Consider the following 22,575-nt stretch of genomic DNA (forward strand, 5'->3'; position numbering starts at 1 on the left):
TAATGGTGATTGAAGGTAGCCTTGTTTGGAACGTTATCTGAAACTAAGTAGGTTAACGCGTGAGCGAGCGATAATCGTAAGAGTGCAATATAATTTATTTTATATTGAATTTAGGTGGTACCACGGTTGAGCCCGTCCTAGTTTATAGGACGGGTTTTTTATTTTAATGAGGAGTGATTTATATGGAAATGGAACCTAAGTACAACCCCAAAAAGGTTGAAGAAGGTCGTTATGAACAATGGTTAGAAAATGATTATTTTAAACCAAGTGAGAATAAAGATAGAGAAACTTATACAATTGTAATTCCGCCACCAAATGTTACTGGGAAACTACATTTAGGTCATGCATGGGATACAACATTACAAGATATTTTAACAAGAATGAAAAGAATGCAAGGCTACGATACACTTTATCTTCCTGGTATGGATCACGCTGGTATTGCTACTCAAGCTAAAGTTGAAGCTAAATTAAATGAGCAAGGTTTAACGAGACATGATTTAGGTAGAGAGAAATTTTTAGAACAATCTTGGTCTTGGAAAGAAGAGTATGCAGATTTTATTCGTGCTCAATGGGCAAAGTTAGGTCTTGGATTAGACTATAGTCGCGAAAGATTTACTTTAGATGAAGGTTTATCTCAAGCTGTAAAGAAAGTATTTGTTGAGATGTATAAAAAAGATCTTATATATCGTGGTGAAAGAATCATTAACTGGGATCCACAAACAAAAACAGCTATCTCAGATATCGAAGTAATTCACGAAGATATCACTGGTCATTTTTATCATATAAATTATCCATTTAAAGATGGAGAAGGTTCTATTGAAATTGCAACTACACGTCCCGAAACGATGCTTGGTGACACTGCAATCGTTGTTAACCCAAATGACGATAGATACAAAGATTCTATAGGGAAATCTGTTATTTTACCGATAATTGGTAGAGAACTACCAATTATAGCTGATGACTATGTTGATATGGAATTTGGTAGTGGTGCAATGAAAGTTACACCTGCTCATGATCCAAATGACTTTGAAATTGGTGAACGTCATCAATTAGAAAAAATCAATGTAATGAACGAAGATGGCACGATGAATGAATTAGCAGGTAAATATAATGGTTTAGATCGTTTTGAATGTCGTAAGCAATTAGTAGAAGATTTAAAAGCTTCTGGTGAATTGATTAAAGTTGAAGAGCATGAGCATTCTGTTGGTCATTCAGAGCGAAGTGGTGCAGTTGTAGAACCATATTTATCAACTCAATGGTTTGTAAAAATGGAACCATTAGCTAAACGAGCTTTAGATAATCAAGAGACTGATGGACGAATTAATTTTGTACCAGACCGTTTTGAAGGCACATTTAACAGATGGATGGAAAATATTCGTGATTGGACTATTTCACGTCAATTATGGTGGGGTCATCAAATTCCTGCGTGGTATCATAATGAAACAGGTGAAATATATGTAGGCGAAGAAGCGCCTTCAGATATCGAAAATTGGACTCAAGACGAAGATGTATTAGATACTTGGTTTAGTTCTGCTTTATGGCCATTCTCAACTTTAGGTTGGCCAAATGTAGAAGATGAAGACTTCAAACGTTACTACCCAACTAATACATTAGTTACTGGTTATGATATTATTTTCTTCTGGGTTAGTCGTATGATTTTCCAAGGTTTAGAATTTACTGATCAAAGACCATTTAATGATGTTTTACTTCACGGATTAGTTAGAGCTGAAGATGGACGTAAGATGAGTAAATCACTAGGAAATGGTGTAGACCCAATGGATGTGATTGATGAGTACGGTGCAGATAGTTTGAGATACTTCTTAGCTACAGGTTCTTCACCAGGACATGATTTACGTTATTCAACTGAAAAAGTTGAATCAGTATGGAACTTTATTAATAAAATTTGGAACGCTTCTCGCTTTAGCTTAATGAATATAGGTGAATCATTTAAAGTTGAGGATATTGATTTATCAGGAGAAAAATCAGTTGCTGATGAATGGATATTAACACGTTTAAATGAAACAATCGCTCATGTTACAGAGTTAAGTGATAAGTATGAGTTTGGCGAAGTTGGACGCGTATTATATAACTTTATTTGGGATGAATTCTGTGATTGGTATATTGAAATGAGTAAAATTCCTATGAATAGTGACGACGAGTCTAAAAAACAAATGACGCGTTCTGTTTTATCATATACACTTGATCAAACTATGCGTATGTTACATCCATTTATGCCTTTCGTTACTGAACATATTTGGCAAGCTCTACCACATGAGGGCGAAACGATTATCCAAGCTTCATGGCCAGAAGTAAGACCAGAATTGTCTAATGAAAATAGTAAAATTTCAATGCAATTATTAGTTGAAATTATAAAATCAGTTCGTCAAGCACGTAGAGAAGTTAATACGCCTATGTCTAAAGAAGTGCCAATTCATATTGAAGCTAAAGATGAAAAAGTACAAGAACAATTAATAAACAATAAGGATTATTTAGAACGTTTCTGTAATCCTAGTGAGTTAATAATTGATACTAAAATTGAAGTTCCTGAAAAAGCGATGACTGAAGTAGTGTATGGTGCTACAGTAATATTACCGCTTGAAGGTTTAATTGATATGGATAAAGAAATTGAAAGATTGCAACAAGAATTAGACAAATGGCAAAAAGAACTTGATCGTGTGAACAAAAAATTAAGCAATGAGAAATTCGTTGCAAAAGCACCTGAAAAAATCATCAACGAAGAAAAAGAAAAGAAATTAACTTATCAAGAAAAATATGACGGTGTTTTAGCAAGAATTGAACAATTGAGAGGCTAGGAAGGCTTATGAATTATTTAGATAGTTTACATTGGATACATGAACGCACTAAATTCGGGATAAAACCAGGTGTAAAACGAATGAAATGGATGTTAAGTAAGCTTGATCATCCAGAAGATAAAATACAAGGTATTCACGTAGTTGGTACAAATGGTAAAGGATCGACAGTTAGTTATATTCGTGATGCACTAATAGCAAATGGATATGAAGTCGGTACTTTTACTTCACCTTATATCATTACTTTTAATGAAAGAATAAGTTTAAATGGTAAACCAATTACAAATGAGGAACTAGTTGAATTAGTTCAAATAGTCAAACCTATAACTGAAAGACTTGAAGCAGAAACAGACCTAGGTCCTGCAACTGAATTTGAGGTTATTACATTAATTATGTTTGTTTATTTTGGTACAATTCGACCAGTTAACTTTGTTGTAGTAGAAGCGGGATTAGGTGCTTTAAACGACTCAACAAATGTATTCCAACCTATTATGACTGTATTAACAAGCATCGGATTAGACCATACTAATATATTAGGCGAGACTTACATGGATATTGCACGTGAAAAAGCAGGTGTAATCAAGCCTAGTGTGCCTCTTGTATATTCAATCAAACCTAAAGATGCTTTGAATTTTATTAGAGAAGTTGTAGAACATCATCATAATAAAGGTTTGGAATTAGATAGGGATATATATGTTGTGTCAGAAGGCGAAGAATTCACGTATCGTTATGACAACTATGAATTAGAAAATATCAAACTAAAAATGATAGGTAATCATCAACATGAAAACGCTGCGCTAGCAATTACAACGTTGATTGAAATGTATCAAAGAGGATTAATCCAGTTAGACTTCAATAAGATGATTGACGCAATTGAAAATGTAACGTGGTATGGAAGAATTGAAAAGATAAATGATAATCCTTTAATCTTTTTAGACGGTGCTCATAATAAAGAAAGTATTGATGCTTTAGTAAAAACATTACAGCATTATTACTCAGATAAGAAGATTGACGTGTTATTTGCTGCTATTGATGGAAAGCCTATTGGGAAAATGTTAAATAGTCTTGAAGACATAGCGAATCGATTTTTCGTTACAACATTTGATTTTCCAAAAGCATTACCAATTGATACAATTTATGAAAGTGTTGAGCATTCGCATATAGAGAAAGTTAAAAATTATCGAGAGTTCATTGAATCATATCAAGGTGATTTGCTTATAATAACTGGTAGTTTATATTTCATCAGTGAAGTTCGTAAATTACTTGTATAATGGATAAAAAGTATTGGGTTTTTAATCCAATACTTTTTTTATATTTTCATTATTTTCTGAATAATAGGGTAAAAGAAAATCAAACGAAGAAGGAGAGAATTTAATGGGGTTAAAAAAGAAAAGAAATATCACATTTAAAAATCCACATACTTATGCTATTTTGTTATTCATTATCGTGATAAGTGTTATTTTGACTTATATTATACCGGCTGGAAAGTTTGATAGAAAAACTGTTAATGATAGAGAAGAAGTAATTTCTGGGACGTTCCATTTTGTAAAAAGTGAACCTTCTGGCTTTTTAGATATTTTTAGATCTATTCCTGAAGGTTTAATAAGTGGTGCTGATATTATATTTTATATCTTTTTAGTTGGTGGCGCGTTTGGCGTAATACATAAGACTGGCACTATCACAAACGGTGTAAACGCAGCGATGAATAAGCTAGGTAAAAATAGTAAGTTTATGATACCTTTAACGATGCTTATCTTCTCGTTATTAGGATTTTCAATAGGTTTAGCAGAAGAAACGATTATATTTGTACCAATTGGAATAGCTATAGCAAGAGCAGCAGGTTATGATGCAATGACTGGAGCCGCTATGATTATAATGGGAGCAGCTGCTGGATTTCTAGGAGGTATGCTCAATCCTTTTACAGTCGGTGTTGCACAGAAGATCGCAGAATTGCCATTATTTTCAGGATGGGAAATAAGAACACCGATTTATATTGCTATTCTGATTGTAGGCATACTTTACGTAATGTTCTATGCTAGAAAAGTGAAAAAAGACCCTTCTAAAAGTTTAGTATATGATATAGAAGTAAAGGAAGTTGAGGAAAGTGAAGATAACCAAAAAGTCGAACGATTTACAAAAAGACAAATTATATGTTTAATTTTGCTTGTAAGTACAATTTGTTTTAATGTCTTTGGGATATTCAAGTTCGGTTGGTCATTCAATGAAATGAGTGCAAACTTCTTAGTAGCAGGTTTGCTGGCAGGATTTATTGGTGGTTTAGGTTTCAATGGAACATTTGATGCGCTAATCGATGGTATGAAATCCATTTTGTTTGGAGCGTTAATAGTAGGATTTGCTAAAGCAATTGTAGTTGTATTGGAAGATGGTAAAATAATTGATACTATAGTCTTCTATTTAACAAATTCAATTCAAGATTTACCTGCTAGTATAACTGTTGGAACGATGTTTATTATTCAATTATTTCTTAATTTCTTTATACCATCAGGTTCAGGACAAGCCATGACAACGATGCCATTAATGGTACCAATTTCTGATATCCTAAATATTAATAGACAAATGGCTGTACTAGCTTTCCAATATGGTGATGCAATTAGTAATAGTATTTTTCCTACTTCTGCTTCACTTATGGGTGGACTAGCTGTAGCAGGTATCCCGTATACACAGTGGGTTAAATTTATATGGAAGTTATTATTACTATGGGTAATCGTTTGTATGGTCGGAATATTTGTCGCTTTAATACTAGTTAATTAATAATATGAAAAACTTGAAAGAAATTGCTTAATAATAGCGGTTTTTTCAAGTTTTTTTGTCTGTTTTAAAACTTATTCATTTTGTTAGTTAAAAATTTTGAATTTATGAAATTAGGAATATTATGGCCTTAATTGATATATTATTTTATATCAACTAAGGAGATATAAATAATGCTTTTATACTTTATTTTAGGATCTATTTTAGCAAGTTATATGTATCAATTAACAAGTACAACAATCATCAATTTTAAAACATTAACATGTCGTTCAAAGTGTACATATTGCAATCATAAACTAGAATATAAAGATTTAATTCCAATTTTTAGTTATATTTATCTCAAAGGTAAATGTAGATATTGTAATACGTCCATACCTAAAGATTTAATCACTGTTGAAATATTATTAAGTATTTTATTTATTATGCCACTAATTTCACCTCAAATACATAATCCTCATTTGTATTATTTTTTAATTATATTTTTAATTCCTTTAGCTATATATGATATGAAATACTACATTGTTCCTAATCATATTTTAATTCTCATGTTTATAACTGGTATTTTGATATTCAAACCCGATTTAGAAAATATATTAATTTCATTAGAAATCGTTTTTATCATCCATACTTTATACTTTTTATCTAAAGGTGGAATAGGTTATGGGGATGTGAAATTGTTTTGTATATTATGTCTCATTTTAACTTGGAAGCAATTTTTACTTATATTTATGTTTACTTTTATCATTTCAGGTATTTCTGCTATCAGTTATATTTTATTTAAAAAATCTATTATAACAAAAGTTCCATTAGTACCTTATATAGCAATTTCATCAATAAGTGTATGTATATTTAATAATCAATTACTACTTTATTTTTTAGGAGGTTAATATGTCATTGAAAATCAAAGACTTACAACAAGAAGACAAGCCAAGAGAGAGATTAAAATCATATGGTGCTGATAGATTAACAAATAGAGAATTATTAGCAATTATAATCAATTCAGGTAGTAAACAATTTTCTAGTATAGATTGTGCAAATCAAGTGCTAAAACTTGTAAATCAATTACGTGATTTAAGGCACCTAACATTACCAGAGTTATTAAGTGTAAATGGAATTGGTGAGAAGAAAGCTTTGACAATATTGGCAGTGATAGAATTAGCAAAGAGAATGCATAGCAATACTGTATTGGACAAAATAGAAATAAATGAACCTCAAGATGTTGCAGATTATCTTATGGAAAAATTAAGATATTTAAAGCAAGAGCATTTTGTTGCACTCTTATTAAATACAAAAAATCAAATTATTCATGAGCAATCTATATTCATAGGTTCTTTAAATATGTCGATTGTACATCCACGTGATTTATTAAGAGAAGCGGTTAAACATTCAGCTGCGTCTATTGTAATAGCACATAATCATCCTAGTGGAGATCCTTTAAACATAGTATCCTAAACTAGAGTACTCTAAGTACTCGAAGTTTAGGATTTTTTAATTACAGTGCTTTAACTATTAAATATATAAGGGTATTATTAATAGTAGTTAAAGTATTTAAAGGTGGTGGAAAGATGAAGGTTCAGAAAGTAATTGTGGAGGAAAAATCATATCCGTTATACATACTGCTAGATAAAGAATTTGAAGTGATAGAACCGGTTAAGCGATTTATAAAGTACTTGGATAATACGGGCAAAGCTCCAAATACCATTAAAACATATTGTTATCATCTCAAGCTGTTTTATGAATTTATGAGCCAAAGTAGAATCGAATTAGGAGATTTACAATTTGAGGATTTAGCAAACTTTGTAGGATGGTTAAGAAATCCAGCAGGGCATTTAAAGGTAATAGATATACAACCAAAGAAGGCTAAAAGAGAGGAAACATCAGTTAATTCCATACTTAACGCTGTAACTAGTTTCTTAGAGTATTTAAATCGCACAGAAAATTTTAAAGCTATAGATATGTCTAAAGAAGCAAGAGGAAGAAACTTTAAGGGGTTTCTTCACCATATTTCTAAAGGTAGATCCTATAAAAAAAATATTTTAAAGCTTAGGGTCAAAAAGAAACTTGTACAAGTATTAGAACATGGACAAGTCAAAGCAATAATTGAGGCATGTCATACCAAAAGAGATAAGTTACTTATTATGCTTATGTATGAAGGGGGACTTCGGATAGGAGAAGCATTATCCCTTCGTATTGAAGATATTTCAACATGGGATAACCAGATTAACATCAGGCCAAGAGATCATAATGAAAATGGAGCTTATATTAAACTTAAAAAAGAAAGAACTATTGATGTAAGTAAGGAATTAATGGCATTATATACCGATTACTTAGTACATGAATATGGGGAAGATTTAGATCATGATTATATATTTATTAATCTTAAAGATTCTTATTTTGGCCACCCTCTAAAATATCAAAGTGTATTAGACTTAATAAGAAGACTAGGAAAACGGACAGGGATTACTTTCACTGCCCATATATTACGTCATACGCATGCCACAGAGCTTATTAGAAGTGGATGGGATGCTGCATATGTACAAAAAAGATTAGGGCATGCCCATGTACAAACAACACTTGATACGTATGTTCATCTTTCTGATCAAGATATGAAGAATGAATATAAAAAGTATCTTCAAGGGAGAGAAACATGACAATGAAATTTCCAAGTGTAGCAACTAATCGAAAGCTTATCGCTAGTACAGAGATTAATAAAAAAATAGCTAATATGACAAGTGTTTTAAAAGGTTATTGGGCAGCAGATAGATGGGATATAAGAATTTGTCCGCATCCTAGTGCAATTGAGTTAAGTAAGAATCCGTCACTAAGAAATCGTTGGGTAAATTTCGATAAGGTGGAAAATGTCTGGTTGAAAACAGAATTAAAATATTTTTATTACCTTCACTTGAATAATGGAGCTTGGAATGCAAAATCCGTTTGGATTAGAAAGGGAACAGTGATAAGCCGGATGATGGGATTTTTAAATTTAAAATATCCTAATATTACATCGATAACCGAAGTGCCTATAAAAAAAGCTTTGACAGAATACCGGACCTACTTAACAGAACAAAAAGTAAAAACTACGACTACTAATTACAAACTTGATGTAAATCAGCAGAAAGTTACTGTACATGCGAATTCCTATTACGTTACTCATCTTAAGCAGTTTATGGAATTCTATGAGGACTTCTATTTTGATGGGGAAGAATGGGAAAAAGATGTTTGGAATCGAAGAAAATTATCATTACCGGAAGATAAGGTAAACCCAACATCCTACGAATATACGATCAACTTTAAGGGTTTTAAGAATAATTATTTTAAAGAAATAGTTAAGCGATATTGTAAACTAATGTTAAACACAGCTAGCTTTTCTCACGTAGTAGATATAGCTTCAAAATTAAAAGAATTTTTTAATTTCATGAACAAAAATTGTGAAGGTATACAAAGGATTCATCAATTAACTAGAAATGAAATTGAGCAATATTTTAATTATATTAATTTAAAAGGTTTAAAACCCAGTACTGTAACTGGACGAATATCTACTTTAGACGTTTTTTTTACTACAATTCAAAGATATGACTGGAAGGATACACCTTCTAAGATCCTTATCTTTCAAGAAGATTACCCTAAAGTGCCGAAGGCACTACCACGTTATATTGATGAACATATACTTGAACAATTAAATGGGAAATTAGATAAATTGGAACCTTATATTGCTACAATGGTTATGGTACTTCAAGAATGCGGGATGCGTATCAGTGAACTTTGTACATTGAAAAAAGGGAGCGTCATAACCGATAAAGAAGGGGATTGCTTTTTAAAGTATTATCAGTGGAAAATGAAGAAAGAGCATATCATTCCTATTTCTAAAGAAATTGCTGCATTGATATTAGTTCAAGAGCAAAGGGTGGCTGATGAACTCGATGATGGATGTGTATATGTGTTTCCCCGAAAAGATTGCTCACCATTGAAACAAGATACCTTTAGGGTTAAATTAAATGAACTAGCTTATGAAGAAAAGATAACGGACAGCAACGGAGAAATTTTTCGTTTTCATGCTCATGCCTTTCGGCATACAGTTGGCACTAGAATGATAAATAACGGAGTGCCACAACATATTGTCCAGAAGTTCTTGGGTCACGAATCACCGGAAATGACGGCAAGATATGCACATATTTTTGATGAAACCCTAAAGAAGGAATTTACGAAATTTAAGGAAACCTTAGTAACGAATAACGGTAGCATTCTGGATTTAAGTGAGGAAAATACTGAAGCTGACAATACAGATCTTCAATGGTTTAAAAAGAATATCAATGCACAGGCACTTCCTAATGGCTATTGTCGGTTACCAGTAATTGCAGGACCATGTCCTCACGCAAATGCATGTTTAGATTGTACGAATTTCTGTACAAGTAAACAATTTCTTACTGAACATGAAGAGCACTTAGAGCGAACTAAAGAAATACTAAATAGGGCTAAACAAAACCAATGGCAGCGTCAGGTTGAAACCAATGAACGTGTTAAAAATAGATTAGAACAGATTATTCATTCGTTAAAGGAGACGAATTAAAATGATTAGAAAAGGTAACACAACTGCCATAGTTCAGCTAGCTAAAGACAAGTCGGAGAAAACAAGAATTAGGGTTGAAAAGACAATTTCAGAGATGGCATTGAAAGAAGAGAAGATTAATTTTAATTCCGTTGCACAAAAAGCAAATGTTTCAAAGTCATGGCTTTACAAACAAAAAGATATTAGAACTAGAGTGGAGACATTAAGAGGGATGCAGATAAGTGAGTTAACCCCCCGTAAACCTAGTAAAAGCCCTCGTTCAGAGGACGTATTAATAAAAACCTTAAAAAGCCGTATAAAGGCGTTAGAAGAAGAGAATGAACGGTTAAAGGATCAAGTTCAAAAATTACATGGCAAGCTGTTTTAGCAGATTTGTGTTTCTTGGAATTTATTGGGCACTTTGAATTGGCTACCTAAAATGAAATCGCTAAAACCTTCAATAACTTCAATAGCCCATTTCCCTAAATGTGTTAAGGGGAAATGGGCTTTCTTCTAGTATTGTTGGCATGATCGCAGAAGTGTTTTATGCTCTTAAATAATACTTTTTAATATATTGCAAATACTCATTAGCACTTTTCTGTATCTCTTCGCCCTTCATATCCGAATTAGCACCGTAAAGTACAAACTCTGGTACATATTCAGCATGAATCTATGCACATAAAGATTTGAATGGTGTTAACATCTGGGTTAATGTATGCTTGTTTTTACCCATACTTGTAAATTCACCTTTTTTTACGCCAGCTGATATAGCTAATCCTAATTTTCGATTATAAAATATTCTTTTACCCTTTGATCCGTAAGCCCATCCATATATAATCACTTCATCGATCCATTTTTTTAATAATGAAGGAGAACTATACCAATATAATGGAAATTGAAAAATAATATTATCATGATTTTCAACTAATTCCTGCTCTCTTTTTACATTTATAATAAAATCAGGATACTCTCTATAAAGATCATGAATGGTAATTTCGTTTGAATAAGACGCTGCTTTTTCTACCCAAACTTTATTGATTCGAGAATTTGGCATATCTGGGTGAGAAACGATCACCAATGTTTTCATTGTTTCATCCTTAACATACTCAACTTTCGCACCAATAAAACAGTGTACGAAAGTTGAGTTACTTAAAAGTATTCTATTCTAAGAAATTCAAATTTGCGTGATTCCTAAGCTATTTATTTACAGCTTAAACTATAGAAGATGAACTAAACAATAACTAATCTTTACATAACTAAGTTATTACCCACGCTTTTTTAAACCTAATCCAGCTATTAAGGCAATGAGTATTGCCCCTGTAGCTGCAAGGAACGCATCTGAGTAGGACATAGCGTCCAATATATATAATGGATTTATCGGCTCAGTAGCATCACGTCGAGCGGATAATAATGCTCCAATCATACCTGCTCCAGTTCCTGCTCCAAGGTACAAAGCACCTTGGAAAATCCCCATTCCGACACCAACCTTGTCTGCATCGAGTGCACTTACTGCGGCGTTATTTGCGGGAGAATTCGTGAATGCAAAAGCAATCCCTACTCCGAGGACCCCCACGGAAACTAACAGAGGTGAAGCACCAGATGCATAGGTGGACAAGAATAAGGTAGACAGCCCCATCAGAGTCATCCCAGTAATTATCAGACGTTTATCCCCAAATCGATCAGAAAGACGGCCAACGAAGGGAGATAAGATTGCAACAGCCACACCACCTGGCAACAATATCATTCCAGCCTGTCCAGAAGAGAGTCCATTCACCTCAACGACTAGTAATGGGACGAACACAAGAACAGCGAAATAAGCAAACATCGAAAAAAATGCAATTATGACCGTATTGACATAATCCTTGTTATTGAACAGGACAGGTGGTACAAATGGATTTTCTGCGGTAACAATTCTCCAAATAAATCCCACCAAAGCTACAACAGAACCAATTAGGCTAGTTAACGATGAGAACGAAGAAAAACCAGAAGTTTCTCCTTGAGTGATGCCAAAAAGGAGTAATCCTACTGTGAGGCCGAGGAATAAACCACCAATGAAATCAAAGTTCTTATTGCTTCCTACGGATTCTGCCGGTTTAATTGTCGGTAACGCGTAGTAGGCACCAATAACAATCATAATGGCTAACAAAAATGTGAACCAAAACAAGGCATTCCACCCTAAATATTGACCAACTACTCCACCAAATATTGGACCAGCAGCAGTTCCAACACCAATACTTCCTGCGATAATTCCCAAAGCTCCCCCACGTTTTCCTTGTGGGAAAACCTTCGAAATTGCAATGACTGATAGAACTGGAATTGCGGACATCCCAGCACCCTGAACCATTCTTCCCAAAACCAACAATGGGAGGTTCGGGGCAATTGCACATAAAAGACTACCACTTGCCAGAATCATAATGGCAAAGATATATAGCTTTCGTAACTCAAAAAAGTCTGAGATTCGACCATAAATCGGAACTCCAATCGCAAGAACAAGTGCAATACCACTAACTATCCAACTCACTTGAGATTTCGAAGCTTCTAAATCTTTGCTTATTAGTGGAAGTACGGGATTGACTAAATCAGCCGTAATTGCACCTACAAGTACAGATAGGGAGAGTACCATCATTAAAAGCCTAGTAGAACCCCTTTTTTCAGATTGAATCATTTCTTTAGATTTACTATCCTTTTTCATTTTATTTCCTCCTAAAATATATTGTGATTTTAGGAGGCTAAATCCACTGCTTTCACCATAAACCTCACCTCATATCTATTTATATTGTAAAACCAAATCAACGAACTCACCATATTTCTACAGCATGATTAAAGATTCGGTTCTCCAAACTAACTGAACTGATCAAACAAAAAAAAGGCACCAGTTTAACAACCGGTGCCTAATCATTCGTATGCATTTTTACAAATGCAATAGATTCATAAATTTTTGCCCATTATATAAAAGGAGGCAAAAAGTTTTCCGGTAGTGTTTCCATTTTTTGTTTTTGTGAAAAAGGACATACTGATCCCGTTGTACCTAAATCCCCTGAAACTTTTACATGCTTTCTAAACTCGACATTAATGAAATCAATTCCCATTACTTTTTGCCTCCTTTCTCATATTGTGATAATAACACAATAATAATTGATGAAAAAGAAATAATCAACCCTACTTTTTTGAAAACCAATTTAAAGCTTTACTACTTTTACTTACATAATAAAGGCAGGTGCAGTATAAACTTTTTTAAATAGGTCTTCTTTAACGAGCAGGTAGCGTCAGTTAAAGTAGATAATTTAAGATCGAAATCATATTATAGATATTCCGAAATTGGGCGTGATTGTTGCAGGTCAAAAGCTTAATTCCTCGATAAAATAAAAAGGAATTAGTTTTTTTATTTGTGGTACATTCTTCTGACCGTAATCAATTGTCATCTAATAATTACATTGTATTTTTTCATTTGATTTAACACGTTAAATATATGTTCTTAAAGTAAAAACATTGATGTTAATGGATTTTTAGTAATTTACTCTTGATAAGATCCGACTCCATCTTTAGAAGATATCAAAACTACGAAAAGACTATTATATTGTTGTGATTTAATGGGAATTGATTTACTAGATCATATCATTATAGGAGATGGAGAATTTATAAGTTTATTTGAAGATGATTATATTACAAAAGAAGATTTAGAAATTATTGAACGTTCATAATCATACAATGTTATAATATATGTAAAATGAAGTCAGGAGTTTTAGTTTTGCAAATTATTACGTTTATATTAGTTATTTTACCTGTATTATTTATAATTACTGTTTTTCAAAATAAAAATAGACGAGCTATTGTTAAAAAGGATTATGGCGTTGTAATGGGATTGAGTATAGTTGGTGTCTTTCTAGGTTCTATTTTAATTGCTATAAATGATAGTAGTACTAATATCAATTTCGGTTTATTTATAGGTGGTATTGGTGCTGGGATTGTGTGGGGATTATTAGTTTCTATTACATTGTTTATTTTAAGTAAATTATTAAATAAGTGATAAAGAATATTCTCACAGAATTAAAAGCCAATTATACGGCCTTAATCGTATAGTTGGCTTTAAAAATTATATAAATTTCACATGAAATACATAACGCCTTGATATACAAAATATATTACTAAAGCGATAATAGCTAATTTTATAGCGAATCTTAATATTCCAACGAAAAATCTAAAAAATATAATTAACAATAATATTGCTATGAAAATATAAATTAACTCCATAATTCTCACCTCTTAATATCATTATAAAGGCTTCAAACATATCTTACATCAGACTACAGCATGATTAAAGAGTTAGGTCCCAAGTCTGATGATAGTTTTAAAACAATTATGTATAATAAATTTGAATGAGAGGTGCCATAAAATTGAGATGGTTATTTAGGTTAATTAGAAATTTATTAGCATTAATAGCAATTATTGTTATTATTATCATTGTATATAGAAATGTACCTGCTTTAAGTGAATTAAATCCTTTCGATCATAGTGATGAAACACCACAAAGTGAACAAGTTGTTCCTGGGAGAGCTAATTCTACTTATACAATAGAAGATACACCTTTGTTAAGAAATGTACCTTTAGGACAAACGAAACAAGCTTTTAGCTGGATTAATAAGAGAGAGTTTATGGCTGTGTCTGATTTAGAAAGAATGGGCTATAATGAAAATTACGTAGCTGGTCAAAGAGGCACTGAATATATACTATATAAATTTGGTGAACCACAAATGTACGTTTATCACACAGAGCAAGATTTGAAAGATGATTTAAATGAAATGAATCAAAATATTGAACTCTTACCTGAAGAAGCATATTAACTTTTTTACTATATCGACAGTCTCGTACTTTATTTAAATGGAACTGTAAGATAAAATAGTAATATCATTGTTATTTAGACATTTGAAAATTAAGAGGTGTTTAGATTGTCGAATTTTTTTAAAAATAATAAATTAGTATTTTTTCTAATTTCCATGGTTTTGTTAATAGTAATAGTAGGGTATTCAATGAGGGCACAATCTGCATCGCTTAGTGAACAATATGCTAGTGATACATCATCATTTGGAGGTAGAATTGTTTCTTATCCTGTGACGATGGTATCGAACTTTTTCACTAATTTAACAACTTCGGAAGATGATGTTAAAAAATTAAAAGAAGAAGCAAAGCGCACTGAACAGATTAAAGCTGATAAAGCTCGTTTGGAAAAAGAAAACAAAGAATTAAAAAAAGAACTTGATATGAAAGACATTTCACAATTTAATCCAATATCTGCTACTGTAATTGCAAGAAGTCCAGATCAATGGATGAACACGATTATTATTGATAAAGGTAAAAAAAGTGGAATGAAAGAAAATATGGCTGTAATCACTAGTGAAGGGTTAGTAGGAAGAATCAAAAAAGCTAACCAATTTTCATCTCAAGTTGAACTGATTTCTACAAGTGTAAAAACGAGTAAGCTTTCTGTGGATATTCAACAAGAAGGCGAAAATGTCTTTGGTATGATTAATCGATATGACGAAGAAAAAGGGCTTCTCGTTATTAGTGATATCGATAATAAATACAAAATTAAAAAAGGATCTAAAGTAGTAACAAATGGTTTAGGCGATCAACTTCCTAAAGGTTTATTGGTAGGAGAAGTTGAGAAAGTCGAAAATGACGAATACGGATTGTCTAAAGTAGCATACATAAAAACTTCAACAAATATTAAAGACCTTAATCATGTCTATGTGGCTAATAGAGATCCTGAGACTATCCCTTCAGCAGACGAAAGTGGTGAGGAATAATGAGATTATATGTTATTCCTCTGATTGGCGTCTTACTATTTTATCTAGATTCTTTATTAACTAGAATATCACCTATTCATCTATTTAATGAAACATTCGTTATCGTTCCACGCCTTACAATCTTATACTTACTAATAATTGCAGTTTATAAAAACCCTAAAGTAGCGATTATCCTAGCAATCGTTACTGGAATATTTACTGACATTTATTATGGCGGCGTATATGGTGTTTACACATTTGGTTATGCATTATTTGTAGTAATGATGGATAAATTATTCAAAGTATTTTATAGAGATATTTTAATGATGGTCATTTTACTCATTATTTCGGTGGTATTATTAGAAATATGGGTTATGGCTTTTTATGGCATATTAGGATTTATTTCAATAGATTTTGCTAATCTTATATTATTCCGATTAATTCCAACAATAATATTTAATTTAATTTGTTTAGTTATTATTTTTCCTTTCGTTTTGAAATTATTAGAAAGAAATACAAATTAATTAAAGAATATTGACAATAGTAACTGTAGATGGTAATCTATTGAAGTTGAGTAGTTTCAAGCTACATACAACCGCTCAATCATAGGTATTAAGTACGAACGTCACCTATGAATGGCGTGACTTAAAAAATTAGGAGGTGCAAGTATGTTTGCTATAATTGAAACTGGCGGAAAGCAAGTTAAAGTAGAAGAAGGTCAAACAATTTGGGTTGAGAAATTAGACGTAAATGAAGGTGATTCATTCACTTTTGACCAAGTATTATTTGTAGGTGGAGATTCAGTTAAAGTTGGATCACCAGTTGTTGAAGGTGCTTCAGTTACTGCTAAAGTTGAAAAACAAGGACGCGGTAAAAAAATCACTGTCTTCAAATACAAAGCTAAGAAAAACTACAAGCGTAAACAAGGTCATCGTCAACCTTACACTAAATTAACTATCGAAAAAATTAACGCGTAAGCAATGATTAAAGTAGATATTAGTTTAAACGATGAAGGGCAAGTTACAGATATTATTATGTCTGGACATGCTGATTCAGGTGAATACGGCAAAGATATAGTCTGCGCTGGCGCATCTGCAGTCGTGTTTGGTACGACTAATGCAATCATCGGTTTAACTGATGAAACACCTGATATAGATTACAGTGACGATGGTGGATATTTTCATATACGTAGTGTAAACTTAGAAAATGAACAAGCGCAAACTTTATTACAAGGCCTAATCATTTCTTTAAAGACTATTGAAGAAGAATACGGGCAATATATTAAACTAAATTACAAGTGAGGTGTAACTCATGTTAAAATTAAACTTACAATTTTTCGCATCGAAAAAAGGGGTTGGTTCTACAAAGAACGGTCGTGACTCTGAATCAAAACGTTTAGGAGCTAAACGTGCTGACGGTCAATTCGTTACAGGTGGTTCTATCCTTTATCGTCAACGTGGAACTAAAGTTTTCGCTGGTGAAAACGTAGGTCGCGGTGGAGACGATACATTATTCGCTAAAATCGACGGCGTTGTTAAATTCGAACGTTTTGGTCGTGACAAAAAGAGAGTATCTGTATATACAGCTGCTGAATAATCACTAAATTGAGACACCAGAATTTTTTCTGGTGTTTCTTTTTTTAATCAAATGATTAAAATGGTATAATAGTATTTATGAATACTTACAATATAGGTGATAAAATGGATGATTTAGATGTGTATTTAAAGTCGAGACACGATTTTGTCAATCAATTTCAACTGTTATACACTTATAAACAGTTGGGTAAAGAAAGTAAAGTTAATTCATTAATAGATGAATTGTATCAAGAACTTAAACAAGAACAATTATTTTTAAATGCACCATGCAGAAAGTTTGTTCAAGAAGTATTTTCACACAAAATCTCATTGTCAGGCTCTAAATGGACATTTGAAATTGAATGTAATAGCGATGAAGATTATCAAAGGAATTTATTCCTATCAGATAACATTTTGTTAAATATTTATCACAAATGGATGAATCATATCGTCAATGAAATTGACGATTTAGATACACATATCGGATTAATTATTGAACAGGAATTTGTTACATTAATAATGTCAGCTAAAGGTATTACGATAAACGAAAATGAAATTAAACAAATTTTTTCAAACTATAATATAGAAATTATTTCGTATAATCAAGAAATATGTGAATTAGAATTTTTTATTAATATTAATGAACTAGAGGTGTAAACATGTTTATAGATCAGGTCAAGATATCTTTGAAAGCTGGTGATGGCGGTAACGGTTTAGTTGCTTTTCGTCGTGAAAAGTATGTTCCGTTTGGTGGTCCGGCCGGAGGAGATGGAGGCAAAGGTGCCTCAGTAGTATTTGAAGTAGATGAAGGATTACGTACTTTATTAGATTTTAAATTCCAAAGAAAATTTAAAGCTGATAAAGGTGAAAATGGACAAAGCAGTAACATGCATGGTAGAGGATCAGGTGATTTAGTATTAAAAGTTCCACCTGGCACAATTATAAAAAAAGTAGAAAATGAAGAAGTGCTAGCCGATTTAGTAGAGCATGGACAACGTGCTACAGTAGCAAAAGGTGGCCGTGGTGGTCGAGGCAATTCAAGGTTTGCATCACCGAGTAACCCAGCACCAGACTTTTGTGAAAATGGTGAGCCTGGAGAAGAAATTGAAGTTATTCTAGAATTGAAATTAATGGCTGATGTAGGTTTAGTAGGTTACCCAAGCGTAGGAAAATCGACACTCCTATCAATTGTATCTAAAGCTAAACCTAAAATAGGTGCTTATCATTTCACAACTATTAAGCCTAATTTAGGTGTTGTACAAACTAAAGATGGCAGAGGATTTGTAATGGCAGATTTACCTGGTTTAATTGAAGGAGCCTCAGAAGGTGTAGGTCTAGGTCATCAATTTTTACGTCATGTTGAACGTACGAGAGTGATAGTTCACATTATTGATATGAGTGGAATGGAAGGCAGAGACCCTTATGAAGATTATGTTACAATTAATCAAGAGTTGAAATCTTACAATGAAAACTTATCAAGAAGACCGCAGATAGTTGTTGCAAATAAGATGGACTTACCAGATTCAGAAGCACAATTAGAGATGTTTAAAGAACAGCTTGAGGAAGATGTAAAAATTGTTCCTATTAGTACAGTTACACGCGAAAATGTTGATCAATTATTATATCAAATCGCTGACTTACTCGATGAAACTGAAGGTGTAGATTTCGATAGTATAGAAGAAGAAACAGGTATTCATAGAGTTGTCTATAAACATGAAAAATCAAGAGACCATTTTGTTATTTCTCGTGATGACGATGGAGCTTATGTTGTTACAGGTGATTCAATTGAAAGATTATTCATGATGACTGACTTCAATCGTGATGCAGCTGTTAGACGTTTTGCTAGACAGATGAGATCAATGGGTATCGATGATGCCTTGAGAGAAAAAGGCGCTTCTAATGGTGATATTGTAAGAATATTAGGTGGAGAATTTGAATTTGTCGAATAGGGCGTGTTCTAATTGAAAAAATCAAATGAATCAACAAAGAAGTTTTATTTAATTAGGGAAGATGTATTGCCAGAATCTGTTCAAAAAACTATAAAAGTAAAAAATGCGCTCATGAAAAATAACAATTTGACTATTTATGATGCAGTGAAAGAGTTTAATCTTTCTAGAAGTGCATTTTATAAATATAAGGATACGATTTTCCCTATAGATAGATTAGAGGAACAAACACGAAATTTAACTTTAATTTTGTATGTTCAAGATGAAGTAGGTATGCTTGCTTTTGTATTAAATAAAATTGCTGAATTAAAAGGATCTGTTTTAACGATTCATCAAAGTTTACCTATGAAAGACAGAGCTACTATAACGATTTCATTAAATGCCTCTAATATAGAATTATCTCTAGAAGAATTGATGGATGCTATTAAAGAAAGTCCACACGTAGATGAAGTTGAAGTTATTGGAATGAGCATGTAAAGGGAGTTATCTAATGTATGCATATATAAAAGGTAAAATTTCTCAATTATATCCAACACATATAGTAGTTGAAAATAACGGTATAGGTTATGAAATACAAACACCAAATTCATATCGTTTTCAATCTCAATTAGAAGAAGAGGCGCAAGTCTTTACACAACTAATTGTACGTGAAGACGCGCATCTATTATATGGTTTTATAGATTTAGAAGAGAAAGACATGTTTTTAAATCTTATTAAAGTTACCGGTATTGGTCCTAAATCTGCACTAGCAATATTAGCAGCCAGTACACCGAATGAAGTTAAAATTGCTATTGAGAATGAAAATGAAGCATATTTAACAAAATTCCCTGGTATAGGAAAGAAAACAGCTAGACAAATTATATTAGATTTAAAAGGTAAATTAACTATTACCGAAGAATCAGAGCTCTTTGCTCAAGCTGACGAAAGTAAAAATGATGTATTAGAAGAAGCGGTATTAGCGTTAGAAGCATTAGGTTATTCTAAACGTGAAATTACTAAGGTTAAAAAATCTTTAGAAAAAGAAACATTCGATACTGTAGATGCATGTGTTAAAAGGGCTTTAGCACTACTTATTCAATAAATGAGGTGATTTTTTGGATGATCGTGTAGTTGATGAACATGAACTTGAAGAAGATTTGCAAAATGAATTATCATTAAGACCGGACACATTGAATCAGTATATAGGTCAACATAATATTAAATCTAATTTAGATATTTTTATTAAAGCTGCGAAATTAAGAGAAGAACCTCTTGATCATTGTTTGTTATATGGACCTCCAGGTTTAGGTAAAACGACTCTTGCTAACATCATTTCTAATGAGATGGACGTTAATTTACGTACAGCTAGTGGACCCTCTATAGAAAGACCAGGAGATTTAGCTGCGATTTTATCAGCTTTACAACCCGGTGATGTACTATTTATAGATGAAATACATCGTTTGAGTCGTGTAGTAGAAGAAGTTTTATACCCAGCTATGGAAGACTTTTTCTTAGACATAGTAGTTGGTAAAGGTGAAGAAGCAAGAAGTATTAGAATTGATTTACCGCCATTTACATTAGTGGGTGCTACGACTAGAGTAGGAAGTCTATCAGCTCCTTTAAGAGATCGATTTGGCGTTCATTTACGTTTAGAATATTATGATGATGGAAGTTTAAAAGAAATCATTAAACGTACTGCTGAAGTCTTTAATGTTGAAATAGATGACCAAAGTACAAATGAGTTATCAAAACGAAGCAGAGGGACACCAAGAATTGCTAACCGATTGTTAAGAAGAGTGAGAGATTTTGCTCAAGTTGAAGGTGACGATTCAATAACAATTGGTACAACTAAACATGCATTAGATTTATTACAAGTTGATAAAGAAGGGTTAGACCATATTGACTATAAAATTATGCACTGTATATTGAATAATTATAAAGGTGGACCAGTTGGCCTAGATGCAATTGCTGCTACCATTGGGGAAGAACGTATTACATTAGAAGATGTGTACGAACCATATCTCATTCAAAAAGGCTTTATAGAACGAACGCCTCGTGGTAGAAAAGCAACTGCAGTGAGTTATGACCATTTTGAGATAAAGAAATAATATTAGAATGAGGAAAGAGGCAAAGCCTGTGAATATTGAAGATTTTGATTTTGATTTACCTGAGTCTTTGATCGCTCAAACACCGTTGCTTAATAGAGAAAGTAGTCGACTACTAAAATGCGATAAAGTTACAGGTGAATTAGAAGATTTAACATTTAAAGATGTTATACATCAGTTATCACCGGGAGATTGTTTAGTACTAAATGATACAAAAGTCATGCCTGCTAGATTATTTGGAATTAAAGAAGAAACTGGTGCGAAAGTTGAAATGTTAATGCTAACACAACAAGAGAATGACGAATGGGAAGTACTTATCAAACCTGCAAAACGTATAAAGATAAATCAAAGTGTATCTTTTGGGGAAGGTAAAATAATTGCTACTTGTGTTAAAGAGTTAGACCAAGGTGGTAGAATTATGAAACTTTCGTATGAAGGCATTTTACAAGAACGTTTGGATGAACTTGGTGAAATGCCATTACCTCCTTACATTAAAGAAAGACTAGATGATCAAGACCGATATCAAACTGTTTATGCTAAAGCTGTTGGATCAGCTGCAGCACCAACTGCAGGACTACATTTCACTAAAAATCTATTACAAGAAATTAGAGATAGAGGTGTACATGTTGCATTTATAACTTTACACGTAGGATTAGGTACATTCAGACCGGTAAGTGTAGATAATATCGACGAACATGAAATGCATTCAGAGTATTATCAAATGTCTGAAGATACTGCTGAATTATTAAATAAAGTTAAAGCCGATGGTAAAAAAATTATTTCAGTTGGTACTACTTCAACAAGAACGTTAGAAACAATACGAAGTAGGAATGATAAATTCATAGCCGAAAGTGGCTGGACAGATATCTTTATATATCCTGGGTATGAATTTAAAGCGATTGATGGCTTAATTACAAATTTCCATTTACCAAAATCTACTTTAATCATGTTAGTTTCAGCGCTGTCATCGCGCGAAAATATTTTAAATGCTTATCGTCATGCTGTTGAATCTGAATATAGATTCTTTAGTTTTGGGGATGCAATGATTATTATATAGTGAAGG

24 protein-coding genes, 1 pseudogene and 2 other annotated features (1 of these 27 running past the window's edge) are annotated in these 22,575 nt (G+C 32.5%); of the genes and pseudogenes, 22 read left to right on the top strand and 3 right to left on the bottom strand.

Features of this window, described 5'->3' with window-relative positions; all coding sequences use genetic code 11:
- Positions 1 to 143, top strand: a binding site (T-box leader); it begins 72 nt to the left of the window's first position.
- Between the two features lie 39 nt (positions 144 to 182).
- From LQ615_RS02435 to LQ615_RS02470, 8 genes are all read left to right on the top strand, one after another.
- Complete coding sequence (locus LQ615_RS02435) at positions 183 to 2,813, top strand: valine--tRNA ligase (RefSeq protein WP_070044706.1); 2,631 nt, start codon at positions 183 to 185, stop codon at positions 2,811 to 2,813.
- Positions 2,814 to 2,821: 8 nt separating this feature from the next.
- Entirely contained in the window at positions 2,822 to 4,081 is a 1,260-nt protein-coding gene (locus LQ615_RS02440) for a bifunctional folylpolyglutamate synthase/dihydrofolate synthase (protein WP_239703692.1), read from the top strand.
- Positions 4,082 to 4,184: 103 nt separating this feature from the next.
- A complete protein-coding gene (locus LQ615_RS02445; protein WP_064211073.1) occupies positions 4,185 to 5,582 on the top strand; it encodes a YfcC family protein in 1,398 nt (465 codons plus the stop codon).
- 170 nt (positions 5,583 to 5,752) lie between these two features.
- The gene (locus tag LQ615_RS02450; RefSeq protein ID WP_070044708.1) at positions 5,753 to 6,466 is read left to right on the top strand and encodes a prepilin peptidase; all 714 of its coding nucleotides are present in this window, start codon (positions 5,753 to 5,755) and stop codon (positions 6,464 to 6,466) included.
- A 1-nt stretch (position 6,467) separates the two neighbouring features.
- Positions 6,468 to 7,031: a RadC family protein gene (gene radC, locus LQ615_RS02455; protein WP_239703691.1), complete on the top strand. Its 564-nt coding sequence runs from the start codon at positions 6,468 to 6,470 to the stop codon at positions 7,029 to 7,031.
- 113 nt (positions 7,032 to 7,144) lie between these two features.
- Positions 7,145 to 8,230, top strand: coding sequence for a tyrosine-type recombinase/integrase (locus LQ615_RS02460; RefSeq protein WP_000867971.1), 1,086 nt, complete (start codon positions 7,145 to 7,147; stop codon positions 8,228 to 8,230).
- Positions 8,231 to 8,232: 2 nt separating this feature from the next.
- On the top strand, positions 8,233 to 10,146 hold the full coding sequence (locus LQ615_RS02465) for a tyrosine-type recombinase/integrase (protein ID WP_029658482.1): 1,914 nt from the start codon (positions 8,233 to 8,235) through the stop codon (positions 10,144 to 10,146).
- 1 nt (position 10,147) lies between these two features.
- The gene (locus tag LQ615_RS02470; RefSeq protein WP_000619629.1) at positions 10,148 to 10,513 is read left to right on the top strand and encodes a DUF6262 family protein; all 366 of its coding nucleotides are present in this window, start codon (positions 10,148 to 10,150) and stop codon (positions 10,511 to 10,513) included.
- Positions 10,514 to 10,795: 282 nt separating this feature from the next.
- Here the strand turns inward: LQ615_RS02470 and LQ615_RS02475 are convergent, their stop codons facing one another.
- The 3 genes from LQ615_RS02475 to LQ615_RS02485 form a co-directional block, all read right to left on the bottom strand.
- The gene (locus LQ615_RS02475) at positions 10,796 to 11,212 is read right to left on the bottom strand and encodes an NAD(P)H-dependent oxidoreductase (RefSeq protein ID WP_000855243.1); all 417 of its coding nucleotides are present in this window, start codon (positions 11,210 to 11,212) and stop codon (positions 10,796 to 10,798) included.
- 177 nt (positions 11,213 to 11,389) lie between these two features.
- The gene (fexA, locus tag LQ615_RS02480) at positions 11,390 to 12,817 is read right to left on the bottom strand and encodes a chloramphenicol/florfenicol efflux MFS transporter FexA (RefSeq protein ID WP_031883922.1); all 1,428 of its coding nucleotides are present in this window, start codon (positions 12,815 to 12,817) and stop codon (positions 11,390 to 11,392) included.
- A 253-nt stretch (positions 12,818 to 13,070) separates the two neighbouring features.
- Positions 13,071 to 13,214, bottom strand: a complete 144-nt coding sequence (locus LQ615_RS02485) for a hypothetical protein (protein ID WP_002360221.1) — start codon at positions 13,212 to 13,214, stop codon at positions 13,071 to 13,073.
- Between the two features lie 450 nt (positions 13,215 to 13,664).
- Here LQ615_RS02485 and LQ615_RS02490 point away from each other — a divergent pair.
- The 14 genes and pseudogenes from LQ615_RS02490 to queA form a co-directional block, all read left to right on the top strand.
- Positions 13,665 to 13,826: pseudogene (locus tag LQ615_RS02490) on the top strand (JAB domain-containing protein); the annotation flags it as partial.
- A 47-nt stretch (positions 13,827 to 13,873) separates the two neighbouring features.
- Positions 13,874 to 14,152: a hypothetical protein gene (locus LQ615_RS02495; protein ID WP_016999281.1), complete on the top strand. Its 279-nt coding sequence runs from the start codon at positions 13,874 to 13,876 to the stop codon at positions 14,150 to 14,152.
- Between the two features lie 367 nt (positions 14,153 to 14,519).
- Positions 14,520 to 14,966, top strand: a complete 447-nt coding sequence (locus LQ615_RS02500) for a DUF4930 family protein (protein ID WP_016999279.1) — start codon at positions 14,520 to 14,522, stop codon at positions 14,964 to 14,966.
- A 105-nt stretch (positions 14,967 to 15,071) separates the two neighbouring features.
- Positions 15,072 to 15,929 carry a rod shape-determining protein MreC gene (gene mreC, locus LQ615_RS02505; RefSeq protein ID WP_026023631.1) on the top strand — a complete coding sequence of 286 codons (858 nt, stop codon included), beginning with the start codon at positions 15,072 to 15,074 and terminating at the stop codon, positions 15,927 to 15,929.
- Positions 15,929 to 16,432: a rod shape-determining protein MreD gene (gene mreD / locus LQ615_RS02510; RefSeq protein ID WP_239703690.1), complete on the top strand. Its 504-nt coding sequence runs from the start codon at positions 15,929 to 15,931 to the stop codon at positions 16,430 to 16,432. Before mreC ends, mreD begins: the two co-directional genes overlap by 1 nt.
- Positions 16,433 to 16,491: 59 nt before the next feature.
- Positions 16,492 to 16,564: a sequence feature (ribosomal protein L21 leader region), on the top strand.
- A 12-nt stretch (positions 16,565 to 16,576) separates the two neighbouring features.
- Complete coding sequence (gene rplU / locus LQ615_RS02515) at positions 16,577 to 16,885, top strand: 50S ribosomal protein L21 (protein WP_016911517.1); 309 nt, start codon at positions 16,577 to 16,579, stop codon at positions 16,883 to 16,885.
- Positions 16,886 to 16,888: 3 nt separating this feature from the next.
- On the top strand, positions 16,889 to 17,209 hold the full coding sequence (locus tag LQ615_RS02520) for a ribosomal-processing cysteine protease Prp (protein ID WP_016999276.1): 321 nt from the start codon (positions 16,889 to 16,891) through the stop codon (positions 17,207 to 17,209).
- A 10-nt stretch (positions 17,210 to 17,219) separates the two neighbouring features.
- Positions 17,220 to 17,504, top strand: coding sequence for a 50S ribosomal protein L27 (rpmA, locus tag LQ615_RS02525; protein WP_016999275.1), 285 nt, complete (start codon positions 17,220 to 17,222; stop codon positions 17,502 to 17,504).
- Between the two features lie 104 nt (positions 17,505 to 17,608).
- Complete coding sequence (locus LQ615_RS02530; RefSeq protein ID WP_239705398.1) at positions 17,609 to 18,139, top strand: Spo0B domain-containing protein; 531 nt, start codon at positions 17,609 to 17,611, stop codon at positions 18,137 to 18,139.
- Positions 18,140 to 18,141: 2 nt separating this feature from the next.
- Positions 18,142 to 19,431, top strand: a complete 1,290-nt coding sequence (gene obgE / locus LQ615_RS02535; RefSeq protein WP_016999273.1) for a GTPase ObgE — start codon at positions 18,142 to 18,144, stop codon at positions 19,429 to 19,431.
- 12 nt (positions 19,432 to 19,443) lie between these two features.
- Complete coding sequence (locus LQ615_RS02540; RefSeq protein WP_064211070.1) at positions 19,444 to 19,905, top strand: ACT domain-containing protein; 462 nt, start codon at positions 19,444 to 19,446, stop codon at positions 19,903 to 19,905.
- Between the two features lie 13 nt (positions 19,906 to 19,918).
- Positions 19,919 to 20,509 (top strand): Holliday junction branch migration protein RuvA, encoded by a 591-nt coding sequence (ruvA, locus tag LQ615_RS02545; RefSeq protein WP_064211069.1) that lies wholly within the window; start codon positions 19,919 to 19,921, stop codon positions 20,507 to 20,509.
- Positions 20,510 to 20,522: 13 nt separating this feature from the next.
- Positions 20,523 to 21,515: a Holliday junction branch migration DNA helicase RuvB gene (gene ruvB, locus LQ615_RS02550; protein ID WP_016999270.1), complete on the top strand. Its 993-nt coding sequence runs from the start codon at positions 20,523 to 20,525 to the stop codon at positions 21,513 to 21,515.
- 28 nt (positions 21,516 to 21,543) lie between these two features.
- Positions 21,544 to 22,569 carry a tRNA preQ1(34) S-adenosylmethionine ribosyltransferase-isomerase QueA gene (gene queA, locus LQ615_RS02555; RefSeq protein WP_064211068.1) on the top strand — a complete coding sequence of 342 codons (1,026 nt, stop codon included), beginning with the start codon at positions 21,544 to 21,546 and terminating at the stop codon, positions 22,567 to 22,569.
- The last annotated feature ends 6 nt before the right edge of the window (positions 22,570 to 22,575 follow it).

It is taken from the genome of Mammaliicoccus sp. C-M13, assembly GCF_022386845.1.
GTDB lineage: Bacteria > Bacillota > Bacilli > Staphylococcales > Staphylococcaceae > Mammaliicoccus > Mammaliicoccus lentus.

Coding starts and splice junctions, on each gene's coding strand:
- LQ615_RS02470 (WP_000619629.1), top strand. CDS start 10,148: ATGATTAGAAAAGGTAACACAACTGCCATAGTTCAGCTAGCTAAAGAC.
- LQ615_RS02435 (WP_070044706.1), top strand. CDS start 183: ATGGAAATGGAACCTAAGTACAACCCCAAAAAGGTTGAAGAAGGTCGT.
- mreD (WP_239703690.1), top strand. CDS start 15,929: ATGAGATTATATGTTATTCCTCTGATTGGCGTCTTACTATTTTATCTA.
- LQ615_RS02475 (WP_000855243.1), bottom strand. CDS start 11,212: ATGAAAACATTGGTGATCGTTTCTCACCCAGATATGCCAAATTCTCGA.
- LQ615_RS02530 (WP_239705398.1), top strand. CDS start 17,609: ATGGATGATTTAGATGTGTATTTAAAGTCGAGACACGATTTTGTCAAT.
- LQ615_RS02445 (WP_064211073.1), top strand. CDS start 4,185: ATGGGGTTAAAAAAGAAAAGAAATATCACATTTAAAAATCCACATACT.
- rplU (WP_016911517.1), top strand. CDS start 16,577: ATGTTTGCTATAATTGAAACTGGCGGAAAGCAAGTTAAAGTAGAAGAA.
- LQ615_RS02520 (WP_016999276.1), top strand. CDS start 16,889: ATGATTAAAGTAGATATTAGTTTAAACGATGAAGGGCAAGTTACAGAT.
- fexA (WP_031883922.1), bottom strand. CDS start 12,817: ATGAAAAAGGATAGTAAATCTAAAGAAATGATTCAATCTGAAAAAAGG.
- rpmA (WP_016999275.1), top strand. CDS start 17,220: ATGTTAAAATTAAACTTACAATTTTTCGCATCGAAAAAAGGGGTTGGT.
- LQ615_RS02485 (WP_002360221.1), bottom strand. CDS start 13,214: ATGGGAATTGATTTCATTAATGTCGAGTTTAGAAAGCATGTAAAAGTT.
- radC (WP_239703691.1), top strand. CDS start 6,468: ATGTCATTGAAAATCAAAGACTTACAACAAGAAGACAAGCCAAGAGAG.
- ruvA (WP_064211069.1), top strand. CDS start 19,919: ATGTATGCATATATAAAAGGTAAAATTTCTCAATTATATCCAACACAT.
- LQ615_RS02465 (WP_029658482.1), top strand. CDS start 8,233: ATGAAATTTCCAAGTGTAGCAACTAATCGAAAGCTTATCGCTAGTACA.
- LQ615_RS02450 (WP_070044708.1), top strand. CDS start 5,753: ATGCTTTTATACTTTATTTTAGGATCTATTTTAGCAAGTTATATGTAT.
- obgE (WP_016999273.1), top strand. CDS start 18,142: ATGTTTATAGATCAGGTCAAGATATCTTTGAAAGCTGGTGATGGCGGT.
- LQ615_RS02460 (WP_000867971.1), top strand. CDS start 7,145: ATGAAGGTTCAGAAAGTAATTGTGGAGGAAAAATCATATCCGTTATAC.
- LQ615_RS02440 (WP_239703692.1), top strand. CDS start 2,822: ATGAATTATTTAGATAGTTTACATTGGATACATGAACGCACTAAATTC.